At 52.0% G+C, this 16,694-nt stretch carries 19 protein-coding genes; 16 read left to right on the forward strand and 3 right to left on the reverse strand.

Annotation, left to right across the window (positions count from 1 at the left end):
• Window positions 1-108: 108 nt before the first annotated feature.
• Window positions 109-321 carry a hypothetical protein gene (locus AB1I67_RS05115; protein ID WP_367028724.1) on the forward strand — a complete coding sequence of 71 codons (213 nt, stop codon included), beginning with the start codon at window positions 109-111 and terminating at the stop codon, window positions 319-321.
• 93 nt (window positions 322-414) lie between these two features.
• Here AB1I67_RS05115 and AB1I67_RS05120 read toward each other — a convergent pair whose 3' ends face one another.
• Window positions 415-645: a hypothetical protein gene (locus AB1I67_RS05120; RefSeq protein WP_367028725.1), complete on the reverse strand. Its 231-nt coding sequence runs from the start codon at window positions 643-645 to the stop codon at window positions 415-417.
• A 256-nt stretch (window positions 646-901) separates the two neighbouring features.
• Here AB1I67_RS05120 and AB1I67_RS05125 point away from each other — a divergent pair, with 256 nt between their 5' ends.
• The 3 genes from AB1I67_RS05125 to AB1I67_RS05135 are packed head-to-tail and all read left to right on the forward strand — an operon-like array spanning window position 902 to window position 2,299.
• Window positions 902-1,312 (forward strand): DUF2809 domain-containing protein, encoded by a 411-nt coding sequence (locus tag AB1I67_RS05125; protein WP_367028726.1) that lies wholly within the window; start codon window positions 902-904, stop codon window positions 1,310-1,312.
• Window positions 1,309-1,650: an arsenate reductase family protein gene (locus tag AB1I67_RS05130; RefSeq protein WP_367028727.1), complete on the forward strand. Its 342-nt coding sequence runs from the start codon at window positions 1,309-1,311 to the stop codon at window positions 1,648-1,650. The genes AB1I67_RS05125 and AB1I67_RS05130 overlap by 4 nt, the downstream gene beginning before the upstream one ends.
• A 58-nt stretch (window positions 1,651-1,708) precedes the next feature.
• A complete protein-coding gene (locus tag AB1I67_RS05135) occupies window positions 1,709-2,299 on the forward strand; it encodes a class I SAM-dependent methyltransferase (protein ID WP_367028728.1) in 591 nt (196 codons plus the stop codon).
• Between the two features lie 118 nt (window positions 2,300-2,417).
• Here the strand turns inward: AB1I67_RS05135 and AB1I67_RS05140 are convergent, their stop codons facing one another.
• Complete coding sequence (locus AB1I67_RS05140; RefSeq protein ID WP_367028729.1) at window positions 2,418-3,290, reverse strand: AraC family transcriptional regulator; 873 nt, start codon at window positions 3,288-3,290, stop codon at window positions 2,418-2,420.
• A 154-nt stretch (window positions 3,291-3,444) separates the two neighbouring features.
• Here AB1I67_RS05140 and AB1I67_RS05145 point away from each other — a divergent pair, with 154 nt between their 5' ends.
• The 12 genes from AB1I67_RS05145 (at window position 3,445) to AB1I67_RS05200 (ending at window position 15,990) form a co-directional block, all read left to right on the forward strand.
• A complete protein-coding gene (locus tag AB1I67_RS05145) occupies window positions 3,445-4,563 on the forward strand; it encodes an anaerobic sulfatase maturase (protein ID WP_367028730.1) in 1,119 nt (372 codons plus the stop codon).
• A gap of 261 nt (window positions 4,564-4,824) precedes the next feature.
• Entirely contained in the window at window positions 4,825-5,787 is a 963-nt protein-coding gene (locus AB1I67_RS05150; protein ID WP_367028731.1) for a hypothetical protein, read from the forward strand.
• Between the two features lie 185 nt (window positions 5,788-5,972).
• A complete protein-coding gene (locus AB1I67_RS05155) occupies window positions 5,973-6,497 on the forward strand; it encodes a tripartite tricarboxylate transporter TctB family protein (RefSeq protein WP_367028732.1) in 525 nt (174 codons plus the stop codon).
• Window positions 6,498-6,509: 12 nt separating this feature from the next.
• Entirely contained in the window at window positions 6,510-8,006 is a 1,497-nt protein-coding gene (locus AB1I67_RS05160; protein WP_367028733.1) for a tripartite tricarboxylate transporter permease, read from the forward strand.
• 4 nt (window positions 8,007-8,010) lie between these two features.
• Complete coding sequence (locus AB1I67_RS05165; RefSeq protein WP_367028734.1) at window positions 8,011-9,369, forward strand: sulfatase-like hydrolase/transferase; 1,359 nt, start codon at window positions 8,011-8,013, stop codon at window positions 9,367-9,369.
• An 11-nt stretch (window positions 9,370-9,380) separates the two neighbouring features.
• Complete coding sequence (locus tag AB1I67_RS05170; RefSeq protein WP_367028735.1) at window positions 9,381-10,496, forward strand: GntR family transcriptional regulator; 1,116 nt, start codon at window positions 9,381-9,383, stop codon at window positions 10,494-10,496.
• A 156-nt stretch (window positions 10,497-10,652) separates the two neighbouring features.
• Window positions 10,653-11,339 (forward strand): TIGR00266 family protein, encoded by a 687-nt coding sequence (locus AB1I67_RS05175; protein WP_367028736.1) that lies wholly within the window; start codon window positions 10,653-10,655, stop codon window positions 11,337-11,339.
• A 234-nt stretch (window positions 11,340-11,573) separates the two neighbouring features.
• Window positions 11,574-12,551 (forward strand): phosphatidylglycerol lysyltransferase domain-containing protein, encoded by a 978-nt coding sequence (locus tag AB1I67_RS05180; RefSeq protein ID WP_367028737.1) that lies wholly within the window; start codon window positions 11,574-11,576, stop codon window positions 12,549-12,551.
• A 129-nt stretch (window positions 12,552-12,680) separates the two neighbouring features.
• On the forward strand, window positions 12,681-13,880 hold the full coding sequence (locus tag AB1I67_RS05185; RefSeq protein ID WP_367028738.1) for a GNAT family N-acetyltransferase: 1,200 nt from the start codon (window positions 12,681-12,683) through the stop codon (window positions 13,878-13,880).
• Between the two features lie 18 nt (window positions 13,881-13,898).
• Window positions 13,899-14,621 (forward strand): NAD-dependent protein deacylase, encoded by a 723-nt coding sequence (locus AB1I67_RS05190; protein WP_367028739.1) that lies wholly within the window; start codon window positions 13,899-13,901, stop codon window positions 14,619-14,621.
• A gap of 128 nt (window positions 14,622-14,749) precedes the next feature.
• On the forward strand, window positions 14,750-15,760 hold the full coding sequence (gene mgrA, locus AB1I67_RS05195; protein ID WP_367028740.1) for an L-glyceraldehyde 3-phosphate reductase: 1,011 nt from the start codon (window positions 14,750-14,752) through the stop codon (window positions 15,758-15,760).
• A 35-nt stretch (window positions 15,761-15,795) separates the two neighbouring features.
• A complete protein-coding gene (locus AB1I67_RS05200; RefSeq protein ID WP_367028741.1) occupies window positions 15,796-15,990 on the forward strand; it encodes a DUF951 domain-containing protein in 195 nt (64 codons plus the stop codon).
• On the opposite strand, the gene AB1I67_RS05205 is transcribed toward AB1I67_RS05200, so the two are convergent.
• Window positions 15,974-16,480: a shikimate kinase gene (locus AB1I67_RS05205; RefSeq protein ID WP_367028742.1), complete on the reverse strand. Its 507-nt coding sequence runs from the start codon at window positions 16,478-16,480 to the stop codon at window positions 15,974-15,976. The genes AB1I67_RS05200 and AB1I67_RS05205 overlap by 17 nt on opposite strands.
• Window positions 16,481-16,694 lie beyond the last annotated feature (214 nt).

A 16,694-nucleotide genomic window follows, 5' to 3' on the forward strand; every position in this document is an offset into this window, starting at 1 on the left:
AATGTATTAATTTTGTATCTAGATATTTGCAGTTTTTACAATACATGAAAACAGTTCAGAATGTTACAAGAAATATATTGATATAACGTAAAGAAGGGAGTAAAGCAAATGACAATATTGGAAGAGGGAATGGCAGTCTTCTATATAGACGACTCAAATGTTTTTTCTGGCCAGGTAATCGATCTGGAGCAAATGCCGGGCGGAGGTTTCGAGTTCAGCATTGACAGCTATGGAACTTGCGAAGGTCATTACCGGATTGTCTCAGGCCAGGTGGGAAAAACTGTTTTTTTATCTGAAGAACAGGCGAAGGCACATTGTTGATAGTGTGGTGTTTATCGGATTGATCTTGTAATCTGGATTAAGAAGAGAGGATATCTCAGGGAATGTGTCCTGAGAAAATCCTCTCATTTTTATTTACTTTCCGAAAAGGTTGGCAAGTTTGCCAAGTGCGTAACCCAGTTCATCAGCGCCTATCTTAGCATTTACGCCGGCAATCAGCGGTTCAATCATCTGGTCGGGCAGATCTTTTCCGGTTATATCCTCAAGTGCTTTTACGGGATCGTCATTGAATTTTTCCAGAAGCTGTGGGTCGTTTTTGATTTTTTTGATAACTTCTTCAATCAGTTCTTTAAAGTCGTTTTCCATTGTATACTCCTCACGTAAAAAAGATTTGTATTACCTAAATTGTACAGGAAACGAAAAAAGCTTTCAAGGTGGCGGTACGACCAATGTTGCGCAAAATGTGCAGGTTTGTATACATATTTAGGATTTTATGATTTCTTTTTGTAAAAATGTCTTTTAAGAGGCGTTAAGCCTTGCTATAATGAATTTATATTGTTTCGAAACAATTTATAGAGTGTAGGTATTGACAGAAGAGGAGTATTTAAGGGAGCAGCGATAAATGAAGCGACTTATTTACAGCGGGGTATTTTTTGTACTATTAATGATTGAAGTGTTGATTGCAGTTTATGTCCATGATGATTTGATCAGACCGTATGTGGGAGATATGTTGGTGGTCATCGTGGTGTATTGTTTTGTGCGGATTTTTATGCCGGTAAAATGCCGGATTTTGCCGCTGTATGTATTTTTATTCGCGGTAGGCATTGAGATTTTGCAGTATTTTCAGTTGGTTCAGCTGCTTGGACTTGAGGAGAGTAAAATACTGCGGATATTGTTGGGGGCCGTATTCGATGTGATGGATATTCTGTGCTATGCAATAGGATGTGTGGCGCTGATGGGGTATGAAGGTGTCCGGTATCGTATTGGATGTAGAAAAGAAAAAAATGACCAGGGAGATTGTGTGATATTATGAATGTACAAATTTTTGGAACAAATAAGTGCTTCGATACAAAGAAGGCTATGAGGTATTTTAAGGAGCGTAATATTAAATATCAGTTTATTGATATGAAGGAGAAGGGGCTGAGTAAAGGCGAATATAACAGCGTAAAGCAGGCGGTTGGCGGCTTGGAGACGATGTTAGATGAGAAGTGTAAGGATCAGGAGCTGCTGGCGCTTGTGAAGTACATTTCTGAAGAGGACAGGGATGATAAAGTATTGGAGAATCAAAAGGTACTGAAGACACCGATTGTCAGGAATGGGAGGCAGGCAACCGTTGGATTTAGGCCGGAAGTGTGGGGCGGGTGGAAGTAAGAACGGGTGGATGTATGGAGTGAAGGACGCAAAAAAACAATGCAGGGGGAATGGATTAATGAAAGGCACTCTGGATTACTACAATGAAAATGCCAAGGATTATATTAACAGCACAAAGAATGTGGAATTTGCCGGGATGCAGGATAAGTTTCTTGGTTTTCTGAAGCCGGGCGACAGGGTGCTGGACTTTGGCTGCGGCTCTGGACGGGATGCAAAGTATTTTCTGGAAAAGGGCTTTCGGGTGGATGCGGTTGACGGTGCAATAGAATTTGTGAAGTTGGCATCGGAGTATACGGGAATCCAGGTGAAGCAGATGCTGTTTCAGGACCTGGACGCGGTCGGTATCTATGACGGGATCTGGGCCTGCTCGTCCATCCTGCATTTGCCGGCAGAGGAGCTGGAGGATGTATTTGGGAAAATGGCCCGGGCACTGGTTGATGGGGGGATCGTTTATGCCTCCTTTAAGTACGGAGATTGGGAAGGAGAGAGAAACGGGCGGTATTTTACAGATATGACGGAAGGTAAGATGAAATGTATGCTGGATAAAGCCGGTTTATTTTCGATAGAAGATATGTGGGTTACGGCGGATGTCCGGCCTGGGAGAGAGGCGGAAAAATGGTTGAACCTGATTTTGCGGAAGAGAAAATAGAATATTCAGTAGCCGGAAGTCCAGAGATGAGCTTCCGGCTACTGTTACATAGCTTCCATGTTAAGCTTGGTAAAAGTAGAGACGCGCCGATAGAAGCAGCAGTGTTGTCTGGCAGGTGTTATTTCACCGCCAACAACTCAATATACCCTCTTTTCCCGATCGGCTCCAGTTGAATCCGTGGATTTTCTTTATCCCACGAAAGGCCCAGCACAGAAGGATCATATTTTTCCATGGCCTGCTGGACATTGGTGATCGCCTGGCAGTAATCCTCTTCTTCAAACGGTTCGCCCTGGAACATCAGGTATTTGGCGGCGGGAAGTTCGATCAGGTCGAAGCCTTCCGGTACCGGGCCGTTATAGTCGGCGCTGACCTCTACGCCCTGTACATATCTGGAGGTGCCGGGGGTGCGGTATTTTTCGGGAAGCCAGAGGCAGACCGGTTCGCCGCACAGGGAGTGCATACTGGTGAGGACGCCCCAGACATCACAGCCCACCTCCTCGCAGTAAGCAAAATAATCATCGGCGGCGACACCTCGCTTGATGATGGCTTTTCGGGTGGGTTTTTCTACAACCTGAATAAAAACGCTTTTTACATGTTCCATTTCTTTTTTCTCCTTTCTCAGTTCTCTGAATTTGACGCCGTAGGGGATGAACAGCGACAGTGGTACAGGGGCGCTGGCATATTCCCTGGGGGTACAGCCGAATTCCCGGAAGAATGCTCTTGTGTATCCGTCGGCACTGCCGAAGCCCAAGTCAAATGCTACATCGATGATCTTACAGGTTTCGTCCCGCAGGCGAAGTGCAGATTTGGAGAGACGCAGCCTGCGGATGTATTCTGCTGGGGTCAGCTGCGTGTATTCCTTGAATATCCGGTAGGAGTGCCATGGGGAGAATAAAGAGACCCTTGCCAAATCTGCCAATGTGATAGTTTCGATCAAATGCTTTTCAATATAATCCTGCATCCGCTGTACGGCCAGTACCTGTTCGTTCATTGTTTCACCTCCTGACAATTACATTTTATATGTTAAGCAGTATTTTCACTCGATGTTTTTTGCTGTTTCCGCTTGTCAACCGAGAACCATCTGAAGTATACTGAAACAAGACAACATAAATTGCGAAACCACAACCAAAGAGAGGACTCATGCCATGCCACCGATCCAATTGCTGATCAAACCATCTTCCGGGAACTGCAACCTGCGCTGTAAATACTGCTTCTACTGTGATGAGATGTCAAAGCGGGAAACGCCCAATTATGGTTTTATGTCCATCGAAACCTTGGAGGAGCTTGTAAAAAAGGCTCTGGAGTTTGCCGAAGACAGCTGCGGCTTTGCGTTCCAGGGCGGGGAGCCGACACTGGTGGGGCTGGATTTTTATAAGCGGCTGTTGGAGCTTCAGGATCAGTATAACACAAAACATGTCACCATTCATAATTCAATTCAGACCAACGGCTTTAGGCTGGGGGAAGAATGGGCGGATTTCCTGGCGCAGAATCATTTTCTGGTGGGGATTTCTCTTGATGGGATCGTCCATACGCATGACGCCTACCGGATAGGCGCCGGGGGAAATGGAACCTTTGCGGAGATCATGAAGACGATCGAGCTGTTTGATAAAAAGAAAGTGGAATACAATATCCTGACAGTGGTGAACCGCCGGACGGCGGAGAAGATCTCCAGGATCTACAGTTTTTATGCAAAACACAATTGGAAGTACCTTCAGTTTATCGCCTGCCTGGATCCGCTGGGGGAGCCGCAGGGGATGCGGGAGTACTCACTGACGCCGGAGGCTTATGGTGATTTCCTGGTGGAATTGTTCGATCTGTGGTATTTAGACTGGCAGAAGGGCGTGCAGCCCAGCATCCGCATGTTTGAGAATTATATCGGGATCCTGCTCGGCTATATGCCGGAGGCCTGCGACCAGCGGGGGTGCTGCAGCATCCAGTGTGTGGTGGAGGCGGACGGTTCTGTCTATCCCTGTGACTTTTATGTGGTGGACCGTTACTGGATGGGGAGCTTTGTGGAAAATTCCATGGAGGAGATCCTGGAGCAGGGGAAAACCCTCGGTTTCGTGGAGGCATCTGTGGAAAACCGGATGGACTGCGAGCAGTGCGAGTACGGTTACATATGCAGGGGCGGATGCCGCAGGAACCGGCAGATCGGGGAAGACGGGCAGCTTGGGAGCAATTATTTCTGCCCGTCTTATAAAAAATTCTTTGCTGCGGCGCTCCCGCGGATGAAGCGGATCGCGCAGGTGCTGGGGCGCAGGTAATGTGGCTTGCGCTAAAATTGGCCGGTGCACAATGCAAGCGTCCGCTTAAGTACTCAAGATCCGGTCTTGCCTGAATTGGATAAAATAACGAACATATATCTACATTTATACAACTTCTATACAAAAAGACTAAAAACATACAACTTTCTCAAAAATAGAATCAAAGTTGTTGAAAACAGCGGGTTTTCTGTGTTAATGTAAAATTACATTACGTGACAGGGGACCCGTTTTTAGTATTTTCAGAGAAAAGGAGAGAGTTTTATGAAAAAGAGAGTAGTTGCACTGGGGCTTACAATGGCAATGGCAGTTACCGCGCTGGCAGGATGTGGGGAGAAGACCACCACATGGACCGTGACCTGCCCGTGGGCTCCGTCCGGTGTGGCGGCGATGGTGAGCCAGAAGGCGGCAGCGCTGTCCACGACCTATTCCAAGGATATCATACTGGTGGCGGACGCGATCAAGGGTGATGCGGCGACGGTAAATACCTGGGTGTCGGAGACGAAGGCCAACGACCCGGAGCTGGTGTTTGCAGGTGAGGGGCTGTTCTCCATCACGTCCCAGCTTGACCCGGCGAAGATGCAGTTCACCTATGATGACTTTGAGTTTGTTGAGAACCTGTATTCCTCCGTTTTTGTTATGTCGGCGGACGCAAAGCTGGGGATCAAGAGCATCCCGGAGCTGGAGGAGTATTTAAAGGCAGGCAATTCTATCACTGTGGCGGCTAACGGCGCTACCGGGTCAGAGGCATTTTTGGCGGCGGCCCTGTTCGGTTCCATGGGTTACGGCAGCCAGATGAAGATCGTGGCGTACAGCTCTGCGGCTGAGGCGGCTCAGGCGGTGGCGAGAGGCGAGACCAATTTTGCCGTATCCCATCAGTCCCAGATCCTGGAGACCTATCAGCAGAACGGCGTGACTATCGTGTGCGCATTTGACTCGGAAGACATTAAGGACGGCCCGTTTGCAGGGACCGAGGGCGTGGGCAAGTATGGTTATCCATATTTCCGCAACCGCTGCCTGATCCTGGCGCGCAAAGGCACGGACGCGAAGAAGGTGGAGGAGCTTAAGAAGCTGTATGACCAGATCCTTGCAGATAAGGACGTGGCGGCATGGCTGGCTGATACCATGCTCCTGGAAGTGGATACCATGACCAATGACCAGGTCTTAGAGCATATCGACAATGTGAGAAATATCGTAGCTGAGTATAAGGATATCGTTGCCCAGTAAGAGATGATGAAACGCGGGACGATGTGTGCGGAGTAATGGAAAAAGCGGTGTGGCCCGCAAAAGCGGCGAAGCATGAATGGCGCAGGGGCGGACAATGCTCCCGCGCCAATTGTTTTTCACATACTTTTTCTGCTGTTAACGGATTTGCGCATATACGTTTGGAACGAGAAGGAGGAGGCACTGAAATGAAGAACAAACAATCCTTCCTGGCACGCTGGGATGAAAAGCTGGATGAGATCGGCGGCAGGCTGAAGGATAAGGAGATCACGCTGCCTGTGGAGATGATCGGCGCGGGACTTTTCCTGGTCCTGGCGTTGGTCGTGCTGTTCATCATGCCGCAGCAGGTGATGGTTTCCGAGGCGGAGGTAGTGAACGGCCGGCGGTTTCCGATGCTCCTTATGATCATCATGATCATCTGCTGTGTCATTTTGCTGGGACAGGGAATCTATAAGAAGATGAACCATCAGCCGCTGCAGACCTGTACCCTGAATCTTCTTACGGAGATCAAGGCACTGATCATTATGGCGATCCTGTTTTTTACTTATCTGATCTGCCGGGTGACGGACTTATTTGTGGTGGGCGGTGTGTTCTGCGCGGTCAGCTTCCTGCTGTATTTCCGGTGCAGGAACCGGCTGTATTACGGGATCACGGTCGGGATGGCGGTGCTTGTATGGGTGGCATTCCGGTTTGGCCTGGGCGTCAGGTTTTAAGGGGGTGGAGAGATGTTAGAATACATGATTCCTGCAATTAAGATGTTGTTTACCGTTGAGAATTTCATATGGATCAACCTGGGCGTGTTCATCGGCTCCATTTTTGCAGCCATACCGGGTCTGACGGTTATTTTATGTATTATCCTGTTTTTGCCGTTTACTTATAAGATGACGGCGGTTCCGGGAATGATGTTCCTTCTGGGCATTTATTGTGCAGGCGGGTATGGCGGCAGTGTTTCTGCGATCCTGATCAATACTCCGGGAACGCCACACGCCGCGGCTACCATGCTGGACGGACACCCCTTATCTAAGAAGGGAAGGACCCAGGCGGCTCTGAAGATCGCGCTGTACGCGTCTACCTTTGGCGGTATTTTCTCGGCGCTGATGCTTCTTTTCCTGGCGCCGCAGGTGGCCAGGGTGTCGGCGAAGCTGGGGACGGCGGAGTATTTCCTGGTGTGTCTGTTTGGGCTTACGATCATTGCGGGCATATCCGGGAAAAGCATGATAAAGGGGATCATCTCGGCCTGCTTTGGCCTGCTGGTGTCCTGCATCGGAGCGGACCCGCTGACCAGCTACGACCGGTTTACCTTTGGGATACCCAGGCTCTATATGGGACTGGATCTGGCGATCTGCCTGATCGGCCTGTTTGCTCTGGTAGAGATTCTTAAGAAGGCGGAACGGAAGGAGGGCCGCCTGATCCTGGACACGGAAAAGATCAAGGATGACGGGGCTATATCGAAGGATGAATATAAGCGGATGTTCCGTCCGGTGCTCTTGTCTTCCATCATCGGGACGATCATCGGTATTATCCCGGGTACGGGAGCTTCCATGGCGTCCTGGTTCAGTTATGACAGGGCAAAGTCCATGTCGAAGCACAAGGAGGAGTTTGGCCATGGTTCTGTGGAGGGCATTGCGGCGGCGGAGAGCGCCAACAACGCGGTGACCGGCGCGACCCTGATCCCGCTTCTGACCCTTGGCATCCCAGGTGACGGCTGTGTGGCGATCATGCTGTCGGCCCTGATGATCAATGGACTGAACCCGGGCCTGAGCCTGTTTACGACTCAGGGAGACATCATGTACGCGATCATGCTTGGGCTTCTGTTTGTAAACCTGTTTATGCTGATTCAGGGGAAATATTTAACGAAGCTGTTTGCCAAGGTGGTTTCCATTCCCCAGGAGATCCTGACGCCTGTTATCGTGATCTTCTGTTTTGCAGGCGCCTACTCTGTCAACAAGTCGTATTTTGACGTGGCGGTCACGCTGGTATTTGCACTGATCGCCTGGATTCTCTATAAACTGGATTTCCCGACAGTGCCTATCCTTCTGGGGCTGGTGCTTGGCAATATGACGGAGACCAATTTCCGCCGCGCGCTGGATCTGTCCAATGGGAGCCTGTCCATATTTGTGGGCAGTTGGTACTGCATAGCATTCCTGCTGCTGATCGTTGTTGCGGTGGGGATGATCATCAAGAACAAGATAACCGGGCGGAATGCGGAAAAGGGGGATTAAACCTATGGCATATAATATTTTATTTTATTTTTCGGACCAGCAGCGGGCGGATACCTGCGGATGCTTTGGGCAGCCGCTGCCGATCACGCCGAACCTGGATGAGCTGGCAAAGGAGGGCGTGAAGTTTGACCATGCGTTTTCGCCCCAGCCTGTGTGCGGACCCTGCCGCGCCCTGTTCCAGACCGGGAAATATCCCACGGAGACCGGGTGCTTTCGGAACAACATCATGCTGCCGGAGGGAGTGAAGACCCTGGCTGACTATATTGAGGAAGCGGGCTATGAGACGGCTTATATCGGCAAATGGCATCTTGCCAGCGACGGAGAGCTGGAGAAACCGCCGACCATCGACCATACGGTGACGGCCATCCCGAGAGAGCTGCGGGGCGGTTATACGGGATATTGGCGGACGGCGGATGTGCTGGAGTTCACTTCTCACGGATACGACGGGTTTGTGTTTGATGAGCATGACAACCGGGTGGATTTTAAGGGTTACCGGGTGGACTGCATCACGGATCTGGCTCTGGACTTTTTTAAGGAATGGGACCGGGAGAAGCCGTTTTTTATGACCATTTCTCATATTGAGCCGCATCATCAGAATGACAGGAAGCATTATGAGGGGCCGGATGGGTCCAAGGAAAAGTATAAGAACTTTATCCTGCCGCCGGATCTGGAAGCCTTAGAGGGGGATGCCAGGGAGGAATACCCGGATTATCTGGGAGCCTGCGCCAGCCTGGATGAGAACCTGGGGCGCGTGGTGCAGAAGCTTAAGGAGGAAGGGATCTATGATAATACGGTGATCATCTTTGCCGCCGACCATGGCTCCCACTTCAAGACCAGGAACCGGGATGAACATCTAAACGGGTACGACGATTATAAACGTTCCTGCCATGATGCCTGCCTGAGAGTGCCCTTAGTGATCGCAGGCGGGCCCTTTAAGGGCGGGATCGCGGTGGAGGAGTTAGTCAGCACGGAGAGCCTGCCAAAGACCATCCTGGCATTAGCCGGCGTGGATGTGGGCGACCGGATGATCGGGGAAAATCTCCTTGACGTGGTTTTGAAAAAAACGGATAATAGACTTAATGAGGTCTACGCCCAGATTTCCGAAAGCCGGGTGGGGCGGACGGTCCGCACGGCGGATTATAAGTATGCGGTCTATGCGCCTGGCGTGAACGGCGGGGAAGCCGCGGCGGCGGATCATTATGCAGATGATTTTCTGTATGACTTGAGAAAGGATCCAAACGAGCTTCACAATCTGATCCATGATGAGGCGTACCGGGAGATCAAGATGGAACTCAGGGAGAAGCTGCTTAACTGGATCGAACGTGCGGAAGGGAAACGTCCGCTTATTACAGATGAGGCATAAGCAAGAGGAAAATGATGGGAGTTCCGGATAAGAAATCAGACAAAGTATATAACTGGGTCCGTGCCTATATCGACCAGAATAAGTTTTCGGCGAATCTAAAGATCCCGTCGGAAAATGTGATCAGTATGCGCCTGGAGGTGAGCCGCGAGACGGTGAGACATGCGCTGGAGCGGCTTGCCGGGGAGGGGCTGGTCACCAGGGTCAAAGGCAGCGGGACGTACATCAACAAGGCAGCCGCGCTGTCCCGTGAACCGGGGCGGCAGACTGCCTCTCTTAAGATCGGCCTGATCCTCCAGGGACAGGATTTGAGCGCCAACTCCTGGCTGATCGGTGGGATCAAGAGCGCCCTGGCGGATACGGAGGCGGACTTACAGGTGTTTTTTACGGACAACAAGTATTCCAGTGAGCGGAACTGCTTGAATGTGGTGGCCCACCAGGATTTTGACGGGTTTATCGTGGACGGGGTGAAAGCCAGCCTGATGAACCCGAACCTGGACTGTTACCGGAGCATTTACCAGAAAAAGATCCCGGTGATCTTCTATAACAATTATTATAAGGAGCTGAAATACCCCAAGGTCATTAACAATGACGGAAAGACCGCCAGAGAACTTATAGGGCGGCTGATCCAGGCGGGGCACCGGCACATCGCGGGGATCTTTGTCTGCGACAATTACCAGAGCATCGAGAAATTCCGCGGCTACGTCAGCACGCTGCGGAGGTACGGCGTGGAGTTTGACGATGACTATGTGCGGTGGTGCGTGTCGGATGAAGCCCACAAGCCGGGATTTTATAAGGAGGTTGCCAAATATCTAAAGGGCGTGCCGCGGTGCACAGCGGTGGTGTGCTGCAATTATATGATCCTGCAGGCGGTTTTAAAGGCCCTGGAGACCACAGGTAAACGGGTGCCGGAGGACTACTCCCTGGTGTGCTTTGACTATTCCAAGGATGACTGGAAGGAGGCGGGGATCACCTGCTCCATCAATTCCGGTTATGAGATGGGGAAGAAACTGGGGGAGCGGCTGATGTGGATGATCGAGAATAAGGAGTATCAGGATAATAACTATTCTTATGTGTTCGATGCAAGGATCTATGACGGGAGGTCTATACGGCGGGTGGAGGAGGAGTGAGGGCCGCCGCTGAATGTGGAAATGCCGGCGCGTGCATCCGGGGCAGATTGAGGTTGTGACAAAGTGACAGGTATGGTATGATAGTGTCATGTTAGATAATAAATTCCGGTCTGCAGCCATTTAGATGAACTGGCAGGCCTGACTGAGAGGATTAAGATGAGATATGAGATTATCGGCGATACCATGCCGGCAGTGGAAGTGACGTTTGACACAGCTGGAGAGGGGATGTATACCCAGTCCGGCGGTATGGCCTGGATGACGGAGGGCATTGAGATGTCCACCAACGCCAAAGGCGGGCTGATGAAGGGAATTGGACGGATGTTTGCGGGCGAGTCCCTGTTTATGGCAACCTACCGGGCGCAGCGGGCAGGGGCGACGATCGCTTTTGCCTCCACGGTAGCGGGACGGATCGTGCCGCTGGACGTAGGCGCTACGGGCGGGATGATCTGCCAGAAGGGCGCGTTTCTCTGCGCGGAGGAAGGCGTGAATCTGAATGTGACGTTTACGAAGAAGTTTTCCGCCGGACTGTTCGGCGGCGAGGGATTTATCCTTGAGGATCTGACTGGACGGGGCCTGGCGTTTCTGGAGATCGACGGCGATATGGTGGAGAAGGTCCTGCAGCCGGGGGAAGTGCTCAAGGTGGATACGGGCAACGTGGTAGCTTTCGACCGCACAGTGAAGTATGAGGTGGAGACCGTAAAAGGTCTTGGCAATATTTTCTTTGGAGGCGAGGGGCTGTTTCTGACAAAACTGGTGGGACCGGGCAGAGTGATCCTCCAGACCCAGAATATCGCTGAGTTTGCAGGGCGGATCGCGCGGTTTATACCGACCAGCGGGAAATAGGGCAGGGTTTACATACGTTGTTAACGCGTGAATTGGAAAAATGATTTTGAGGTGACACCGAAAGACAATTTGATCTGGCGGGGTCACCTTTTTCATCCTTTTTTTGCTATGCAGGAATATTTGCAGAAATTCCTATGAATGTGGTATACTTAAGATTAGCAGCGTTGGATCTACAACTGCAAAACTAAAGCAGGCGGACTGCCTGTAATGTACTATGGAAGGGATAAGATCATTATGAGTTTAAATTTCAAGCCGATTCAGGCTGAGGATATCGACCAGTTGACGCCGTTTTTCTGTCAGAGGCCCAATAAGACCTGTGACAGTGTGTTTCTGGACAGTTTTTTGTGGCGGGGGTATTATCATGTACAGTTTGCCGTCAGCGAGGGGAAAGCGATCCTGTGGCTGATGGAGGAGAACGGGGTGAAGCACAGTGCCATGCCCATATGCAGGGAGGAGGATCTGCCGCATTTCTTTCAGCAGATCGTGGATTATTTCAACCAGGAGCTGAACCTGCCGTTCCGCATCTATCTGGCGGACGAGGAGGCGGTGGATCACCTGCATTTAAAGGATTCGGAGGATTTTGTTGTAACGGAGCAGGAGGATCTGAAGGACTACCTCTATGACGGGGAGGCCATGCGCACCCTGGCGGGCAAGAAGCTTCACAAGAAGAAAAACCATCTCAACAGTTTTTTGAAGGAGTATGAGGGGCGGTATGAGTTCCGCCGCTTGTGCTGCTCGGACCGGGGAGATGTGTGGAAGTTCCTGGATAAATGGAGGGAGAACAAGGGGGATGATGTGGAGGACCATCTGGACTATGAGGTGGCGGGTATCCATGAGATCCTGAAGAACTGTTCTCATTTAAATGTGCGGATGGCCGGGGTCTATATCGACGGGCAGCTGGAGGCGTTTACCATCGGCAGTTACAATCCTTTTGAGGATATGGCGGTCATCCATATCGAGAAGGCGAACCCGGAGATCCGGGGCCTTTATCAGTTTATCAACCAGCAGTTTTTGCTCAGCGAGTTCCCGGAGGTGAAGCTGGTGAACCGGGAGGACGATCTGGGGCAGGAAGGGCTGCGCCGGGCAAAGATGTCCTACAACCCATGCGGATTTGCGCGGAAATATCTGGTAGAGCAGAGGAATTTTAACCAAATAAGTGAGAATTCTCCCACCTTTGCAGGTGGCGGGATGAATCACCAAAAACAAGATTAACGGCAGTGGTGGGCTGAGAGAAATCGGTATCCCCCACTGACATGAGGTCAAGACACGCAGCAATAAAAGTCGTACTCTGTGAAATTACCGAGCGTGGATTGAAACAAGTAAAGAGAGGCGGGGTCGGTGATGCTTAAATATCTTACTGCAAAAGAGAAGAACTTGAGCCGGGATCTGTGGGAGGAAGCCTTCCCTGAGGATTCCAAAAGCTTTGACGACTATTATTACCGGGAGAAAACGAGGGACAACCGGATCCTTGCTGCTGTGGAGGACGGGCAGATTCAGGCCATGGTGCAGATGAATCCGTACCTTTTACAGGCAGGCGGACGCCGGTGGCGGGTGGACTACCTGGTGGGTGTGGCAACCCGGAAGGAGAAGCGGCACCAGGGCTATATGCGCCGCCTGCTGGAGCGGATGATGGCGGATCTGCGGGAGGAACAGATGCCGTTTTGCTATCTGATGCCTGCGGCGGAGGCGATCTACCGTCCTTTTGGTTTCACGTATATTTTCCGACAGCCTGAGTGGGAGCTGGTAAATGAGGATGGGCTGACACGGCGGCCGCTGCTTGGGGTGGATGAGCGCGGGGGCGCGGCGGAGAACCATTGGGCGGATGAAGGAAGAGGCGCGGTGAAGGATAGTCGTGTGGACGAGAACCGTCATGCGGGCATGAACAGCGGTGCGGTGAGGTACGAATCGTCCGTCACGCCCTGGCGGGATACTGCCGGGAAACGGCGGTATCTGGAGTGGCTGGCAGACTGGATGAACCGGTGGCTGGAGCGGCGGTATCAGGTATTTGCAGTCCGCGACGACAGATATCTGCTCCGGCTGATGGAGGAGATCGTCAGCGAGAACGGTACGTTTGACGTGCTTTATGATCAGGATGCCATGATCGGCGTCCAGGCCACATGGGGGTGGACGGATAAAGAGCAGAGGCTTCTCTACTGCGAGGCCCCTTACGTTCGGGAGGCGGCAGAGCCGAAGCCAGCCATCATGGCGCGGATCATTACGCCGGAGCAGTTTGTGAAAGCGGTCCATTTGAAGCAGCAGGCAAAGGAAGATGAGCTGACCCTGCGGCTGTATCTGGAGGACCCGCTGCTGCCGGAGAACCAGGGGGTGTGGCTGTGGCATCTGGAGCGGGAGAGCTCCTGGATGGAGCGGGCCGGTTCGGAGCAGGAGAAATCTGGCGCGGAGCGGTCAGAGGCGGATCTGCGCCTGACCATTACAGAGCTGACTTCCTGGTTATTCGGATATAATGTACCGGAAGCGGCTAAACCCTTTGAAGATAAAATAGAGACTTTAAAACATGTATTTTTAGACGAAGTGGTCTGAGGCGGAAGGAGCGGGGATATGGATGGAGTAGAGCAGTTAAAGTCATGGATCGGGGAAAGAGGTAATATTGTGTTTTTTGGCGGCGCGGGAGTGTCCACGGAGAGCGGCATCCCAGACTTTCGGAGTGTGGACGGACTATATAACCAGCAGTACGACTATCCGCCGGAGACGATCATCAGCCACAGCTTTTACCGCCGCAACCCGGAGGAGTTTTACCGGTTTTATAAAAACAGGATGCTGTTTCCGGATGCGGCGCCCAATGCCGCGCATCTGGCGCTGGCGAGGCTTGAGCAGAGCGGGAAGCTGCGGGCGGTGATCACCCAGAATATCGACGGCCTTCATCAGGCGGCAGGCAGCAAAAATGTGTTGGAGCTGCACGGCTCCGTACATAGGAATTACTGTACCCGGTGCGGGAAGTTCTACAGCCTTAAAGAGATCATGGAGATGGACGGTGTCCCCCACTGTGAGTGCGGCGGGGTCATCAAACCGGATGTGGTGCTCTACGAGGAGGGGCTGGATCAGGGAGTGCTCCAGATGGCTGTATCCGCGATCCGCCATGCGGACGTATTGATCATCGGCGGAACCTCTCTGACCGTGTATCCGGCAGCGGGGCTGATCGATTATTATCAGGGCAACAAGCTGGTACTGATCAATAAATCGGTGACGCCGCTGGATGACAGAGCGGATCTGGTGATCAGCGGGAAGATCGGCGAGGTATTTGCGCAGATCATACCGGATTAAATAGAGAGTGCAGAACAAGCAGAGAGTGACGAATTAAGCCGGGGCGCGGATCACGCAGAACTGCCGGATGAAGCAGAGCGTGCCGGTTCAAGCAGAGACCGGATCAGGACAAAAGGAGGACGATACAGATGTTTCAGGCAAATGAAGGACGATATGACAATATGCAGTACAGGCGGTGCGGGCAAAGCGGGCTCCTGCTTCCGCTGGTATCGCTGGGGCTGTGGCAGAATTTTGGGCAGGAAAAGCCGCTGGAGGAGCAGAGGCAGATTATCTTTAAGGCGTTTGACCTGGGGATCACCCATTTTGATCTGGCCAATAACTACGGGCATCCTGCCCGCGGGCTGGCGGAGACCAACTTTGGAAAGATCCTGCACGACGATATGAGACAGTACCGGGAGCAGATGGTCATCTCCACCAAGGCTGGTTATGATTTCTGGCCGGGGCCGTATGGCAACTGGGGTTCCCGCAAATACCTGTTCTCCAGCCTGGACGCCAGCTTAAAACGTCTGCAGCTGGATTACGTGGATATTTTCTACCATCACCGTCCGGACCCGGAGACGCCCCTGGAGGAGAGCATGGGAGCTCTCTCGGACATGGTGCGGCAGGGAAAGGCGCTGTACGTGGGAATCTCCAATTACGGCGCTGCGGAGGCAAAAAAAGCGATCGATATCCTGCGCGCCAATGGGACGCCCTGTCTGATCCACCAGCCGCGCTATAATATGTTTGAGCGTTGGGTGGAGGACGGGCTTTTGGATGTGCTGGGCAGAGAGGGCGTCGGCTGTATCGCTTACAGCCCGCTGGCTCAGGGGGCGCTGACGGATAAGTATCTAAAGGGCATCCCGGAAGGTTCCCGGGCGTCCCGGAGCGGCACCACCGTAGGCGGCCGTTATCTGTCTGGGGAGCGTATGGAAAAGATCCGGCGTTTAAATGAGATGGCCCTGGAGCGGGGGCAGAGCCTGGCACAGATGGCCCTGGCATGGGTGCTGCGCCGGCCCGAAGTGACCAGCGTGCTCATTGGCGCAAGCAGTGCGAAGCAGCTTGAGGACAATGTGGCGGCCCTGGGGAATCTTGCATTTACGGAAGCTGAGCTTGCTGCGATCGACGGGATACTGGGGGAAGATGAAGGATTGCTTGCTTAATGTGAAGGGAACTTTAAAACGAAAGGAACTGCCTTATGGAACGGAAATGGAATTATGAGGTTGGTGATGTTGTAAAACTAAAAAAGCCCCACCCCTGCGGAAGCCATGAGTGGGAGATCCTGCGGGTAGGAGCGGATTTCAGGCTGCAGTGCAAGGGCTGCGGGCATCAGGTGATGGTGGAGCGCAAAATGGTTGAGAAAAACACCAGAAACCTTACAAAAAATTCATGATCGTCTCTACCGCCTCCTTCACGCTGCCGTGATTTTCCAGCGTGAAGGAGGCGTATTTTTTGTAAGCCGCGATCCGGGAGGAGTACATGCGGTATAAGTCTTCCCTGGTGTTGTTCTTGACCAGCGGGCGGTCCGGCTGGCTCATGATCCGGCGGTAGCAGGTGGCAAAGTCCTGGTGGATATAGATGACAATCCCGGTTTCGGCAAGGACCCGGGCATTGCGGGGGAAGACCATCATCCCGCCGCCGGTGGAGATCACCGTATGTTCCATGGCGGCAGCCATCTGTGCGGTCTCATGCTCCCGGTCGCGGAAATACGGCTCTCCGCCTTCTGCAAACATCTGGGGGATGGTCTTGCCAAAGGTGGAGACCAGAAGCCGGTCCGTATCCACAAATGTGTAACCAAGGGCTTTTGCCAGCGGCTTGCCGATGGTGGTCTTACCGCTGCTCATAAAGCCGCAGAGTACGATGTTGGTTTTTTCTTTCTGCATAAATGCCTCCGGTGGTAGCTGAATGGATCAGGTAAATAAAATCTTCAGAAAGTATAACAGAGCAGAGGACTATTTTCAATGGAGGATTTTAAGTTTTTGCATTACTTTATCAGTTTAAAGTAAAAAAGGGTTGATGCAGAAAAACAGTTGTGATATAATGGGCGCTAGCAAGCGGAATGGGTAGGGCCTGATTACCGTGAGCGGAGATTAAAAT

It is taken from the genome of Clostridium sp. AN503 (assembly GCF_040719375.1).
Lineage (GTDB): Bacteria > Bacillota > Clostridia > Lachnospirales > Lachnospiraceae > Brotaphodocola.

Excerpts from the sequence above, each read along its gene's own strand:
- AB1I67_RS05115 (WP_367028724.1), top strand. The coding sequence starts at position 109 with ATGACAATATTGGAAGAGGGAATGGCAGTCTTCTATATAGACGACTCA.
- AB1I67_RS05120 (WP_367028725.1), bottom strand. The coding sequence starts at position 645 with ATGGAAAACGACTTTAAAGAACTGATTGAAGAAGTTATCAAAAAAATC.
- AB1I67_RS05125 (WP_367028726.1), top strand. The coding sequence starts at position 902 with ATGAAGCGACTTATTTACAGCGGGGTATTTTTTGTACTATTAATGATT.
- AB1I67_RS05130 (WP_367028727.1), top strand. The coding sequence starts at position 1,309 with ATGAATGTACAAATTTTTGGAACAAATAAGTGCTTCGATACAAAGAAG.
- AB1I67_RS05135 (WP_367028728.1), top strand. The coding sequence starts at position 1,709 with ATGAAAGGCACTCTGGATTACTACAATGAAAATGCCAAGGATTATATT.
- AB1I67_RS05140 (WP_367028729.1), bottom strand. The coding sequence starts at position 3,290 with ATGAACGAACAGGTACTGGCCGTACAGCGGATGCAGGATTATATTGAA.
- AB1I67_RS05145 (WP_367028730.1), top strand. The coding sequence starts at position 3,445 with ATGCCACCGATCCAATTGCTGATCAAACCATCTTCCGGGAACTGCAAC.
- AB1I67_RS05150 (WP_367028731.1), top strand. The coding sequence starts at position 4,825 with ATGAAAAAGAGAGTAGTTGCACTGGGGCTTACAATGGCAATGGCAGTT.
- AB1I67_RS05155 (WP_367028732.1), top strand. The coding sequence starts at position 5,973 with ATGAAGAACAAACAATCCTTCCTGGCACGCTGGGATGAAAAGCTGGAT.
- AB1I67_RS05160 (WP_367028733.1), top strand. The coding sequence starts at position 6,510 with ATGTTAGAATACATGATTCCTGCAATTAAGATGTTGTTTACCGTTGAG.
- AB1I67_RS05165 (WP_367028734.1), top strand. The coding sequence starts at position 8,011 with ATGGCATATAATATTTTATTTTATTTTTCGGACCAGCAGCGGGCGGAT.
- AB1I67_RS05170 (WP_367028735.1), top strand. The coding sequence starts at position 9,381 with ATGATGGGAGTTCCGGATAAGAAATCAGACAAAGTATATAACTGGGTC.
- AB1I67_RS05175 (WP_367028736.1), top strand. The coding sequence starts at position 10,653 with ATGAGATATGAGATTATCGGCGATACCATGCCGGCAGTGGAAGTGACG.
- AB1I67_RS05180 (WP_367028737.1), top strand. The coding sequence starts at position 11,574 with ATGAGTTTAAATTTCAAGCCGATTCAGGCTGAGGATATCGACCAGTTG.
- AB1I67_RS05185 (WP_367028738.1), top strand. The coding sequence starts at position 12,681 with ATGCTTAAATATCTTACTGCAAAAGAGAAGAACTTGAGCCGGGATCTG.
- AB1I67_RS05190 (WP_367028739.1), top strand. The coding sequence starts at position 13,899 with ATGGATGGAGTAGAGCAGTTAAAGTCATGGATCGGGGAAAGAGGTAAT.
- mgrA (WP_367028740.1), top strand. The coding sequence starts at position 14,750 with ATGTTTCAGGCAAATGAAGGACGATATGACAATATGCAGTACAGGCGG.
- AB1I67_RS05200 (WP_367028741.1), top strand. The coding sequence starts at position 15,796 with ATGGAACGGAAATGGAATTATGAGGTTGGTGATGTTGTAAAACTAAAA.
- AB1I67_RS05205 (WP_367028742.1), bottom strand. The coding sequence starts at position 16,480 with ATGCAGAAAGAAAAAACCAACATCGTACTCTGCGGCTTTATGAGCAGC.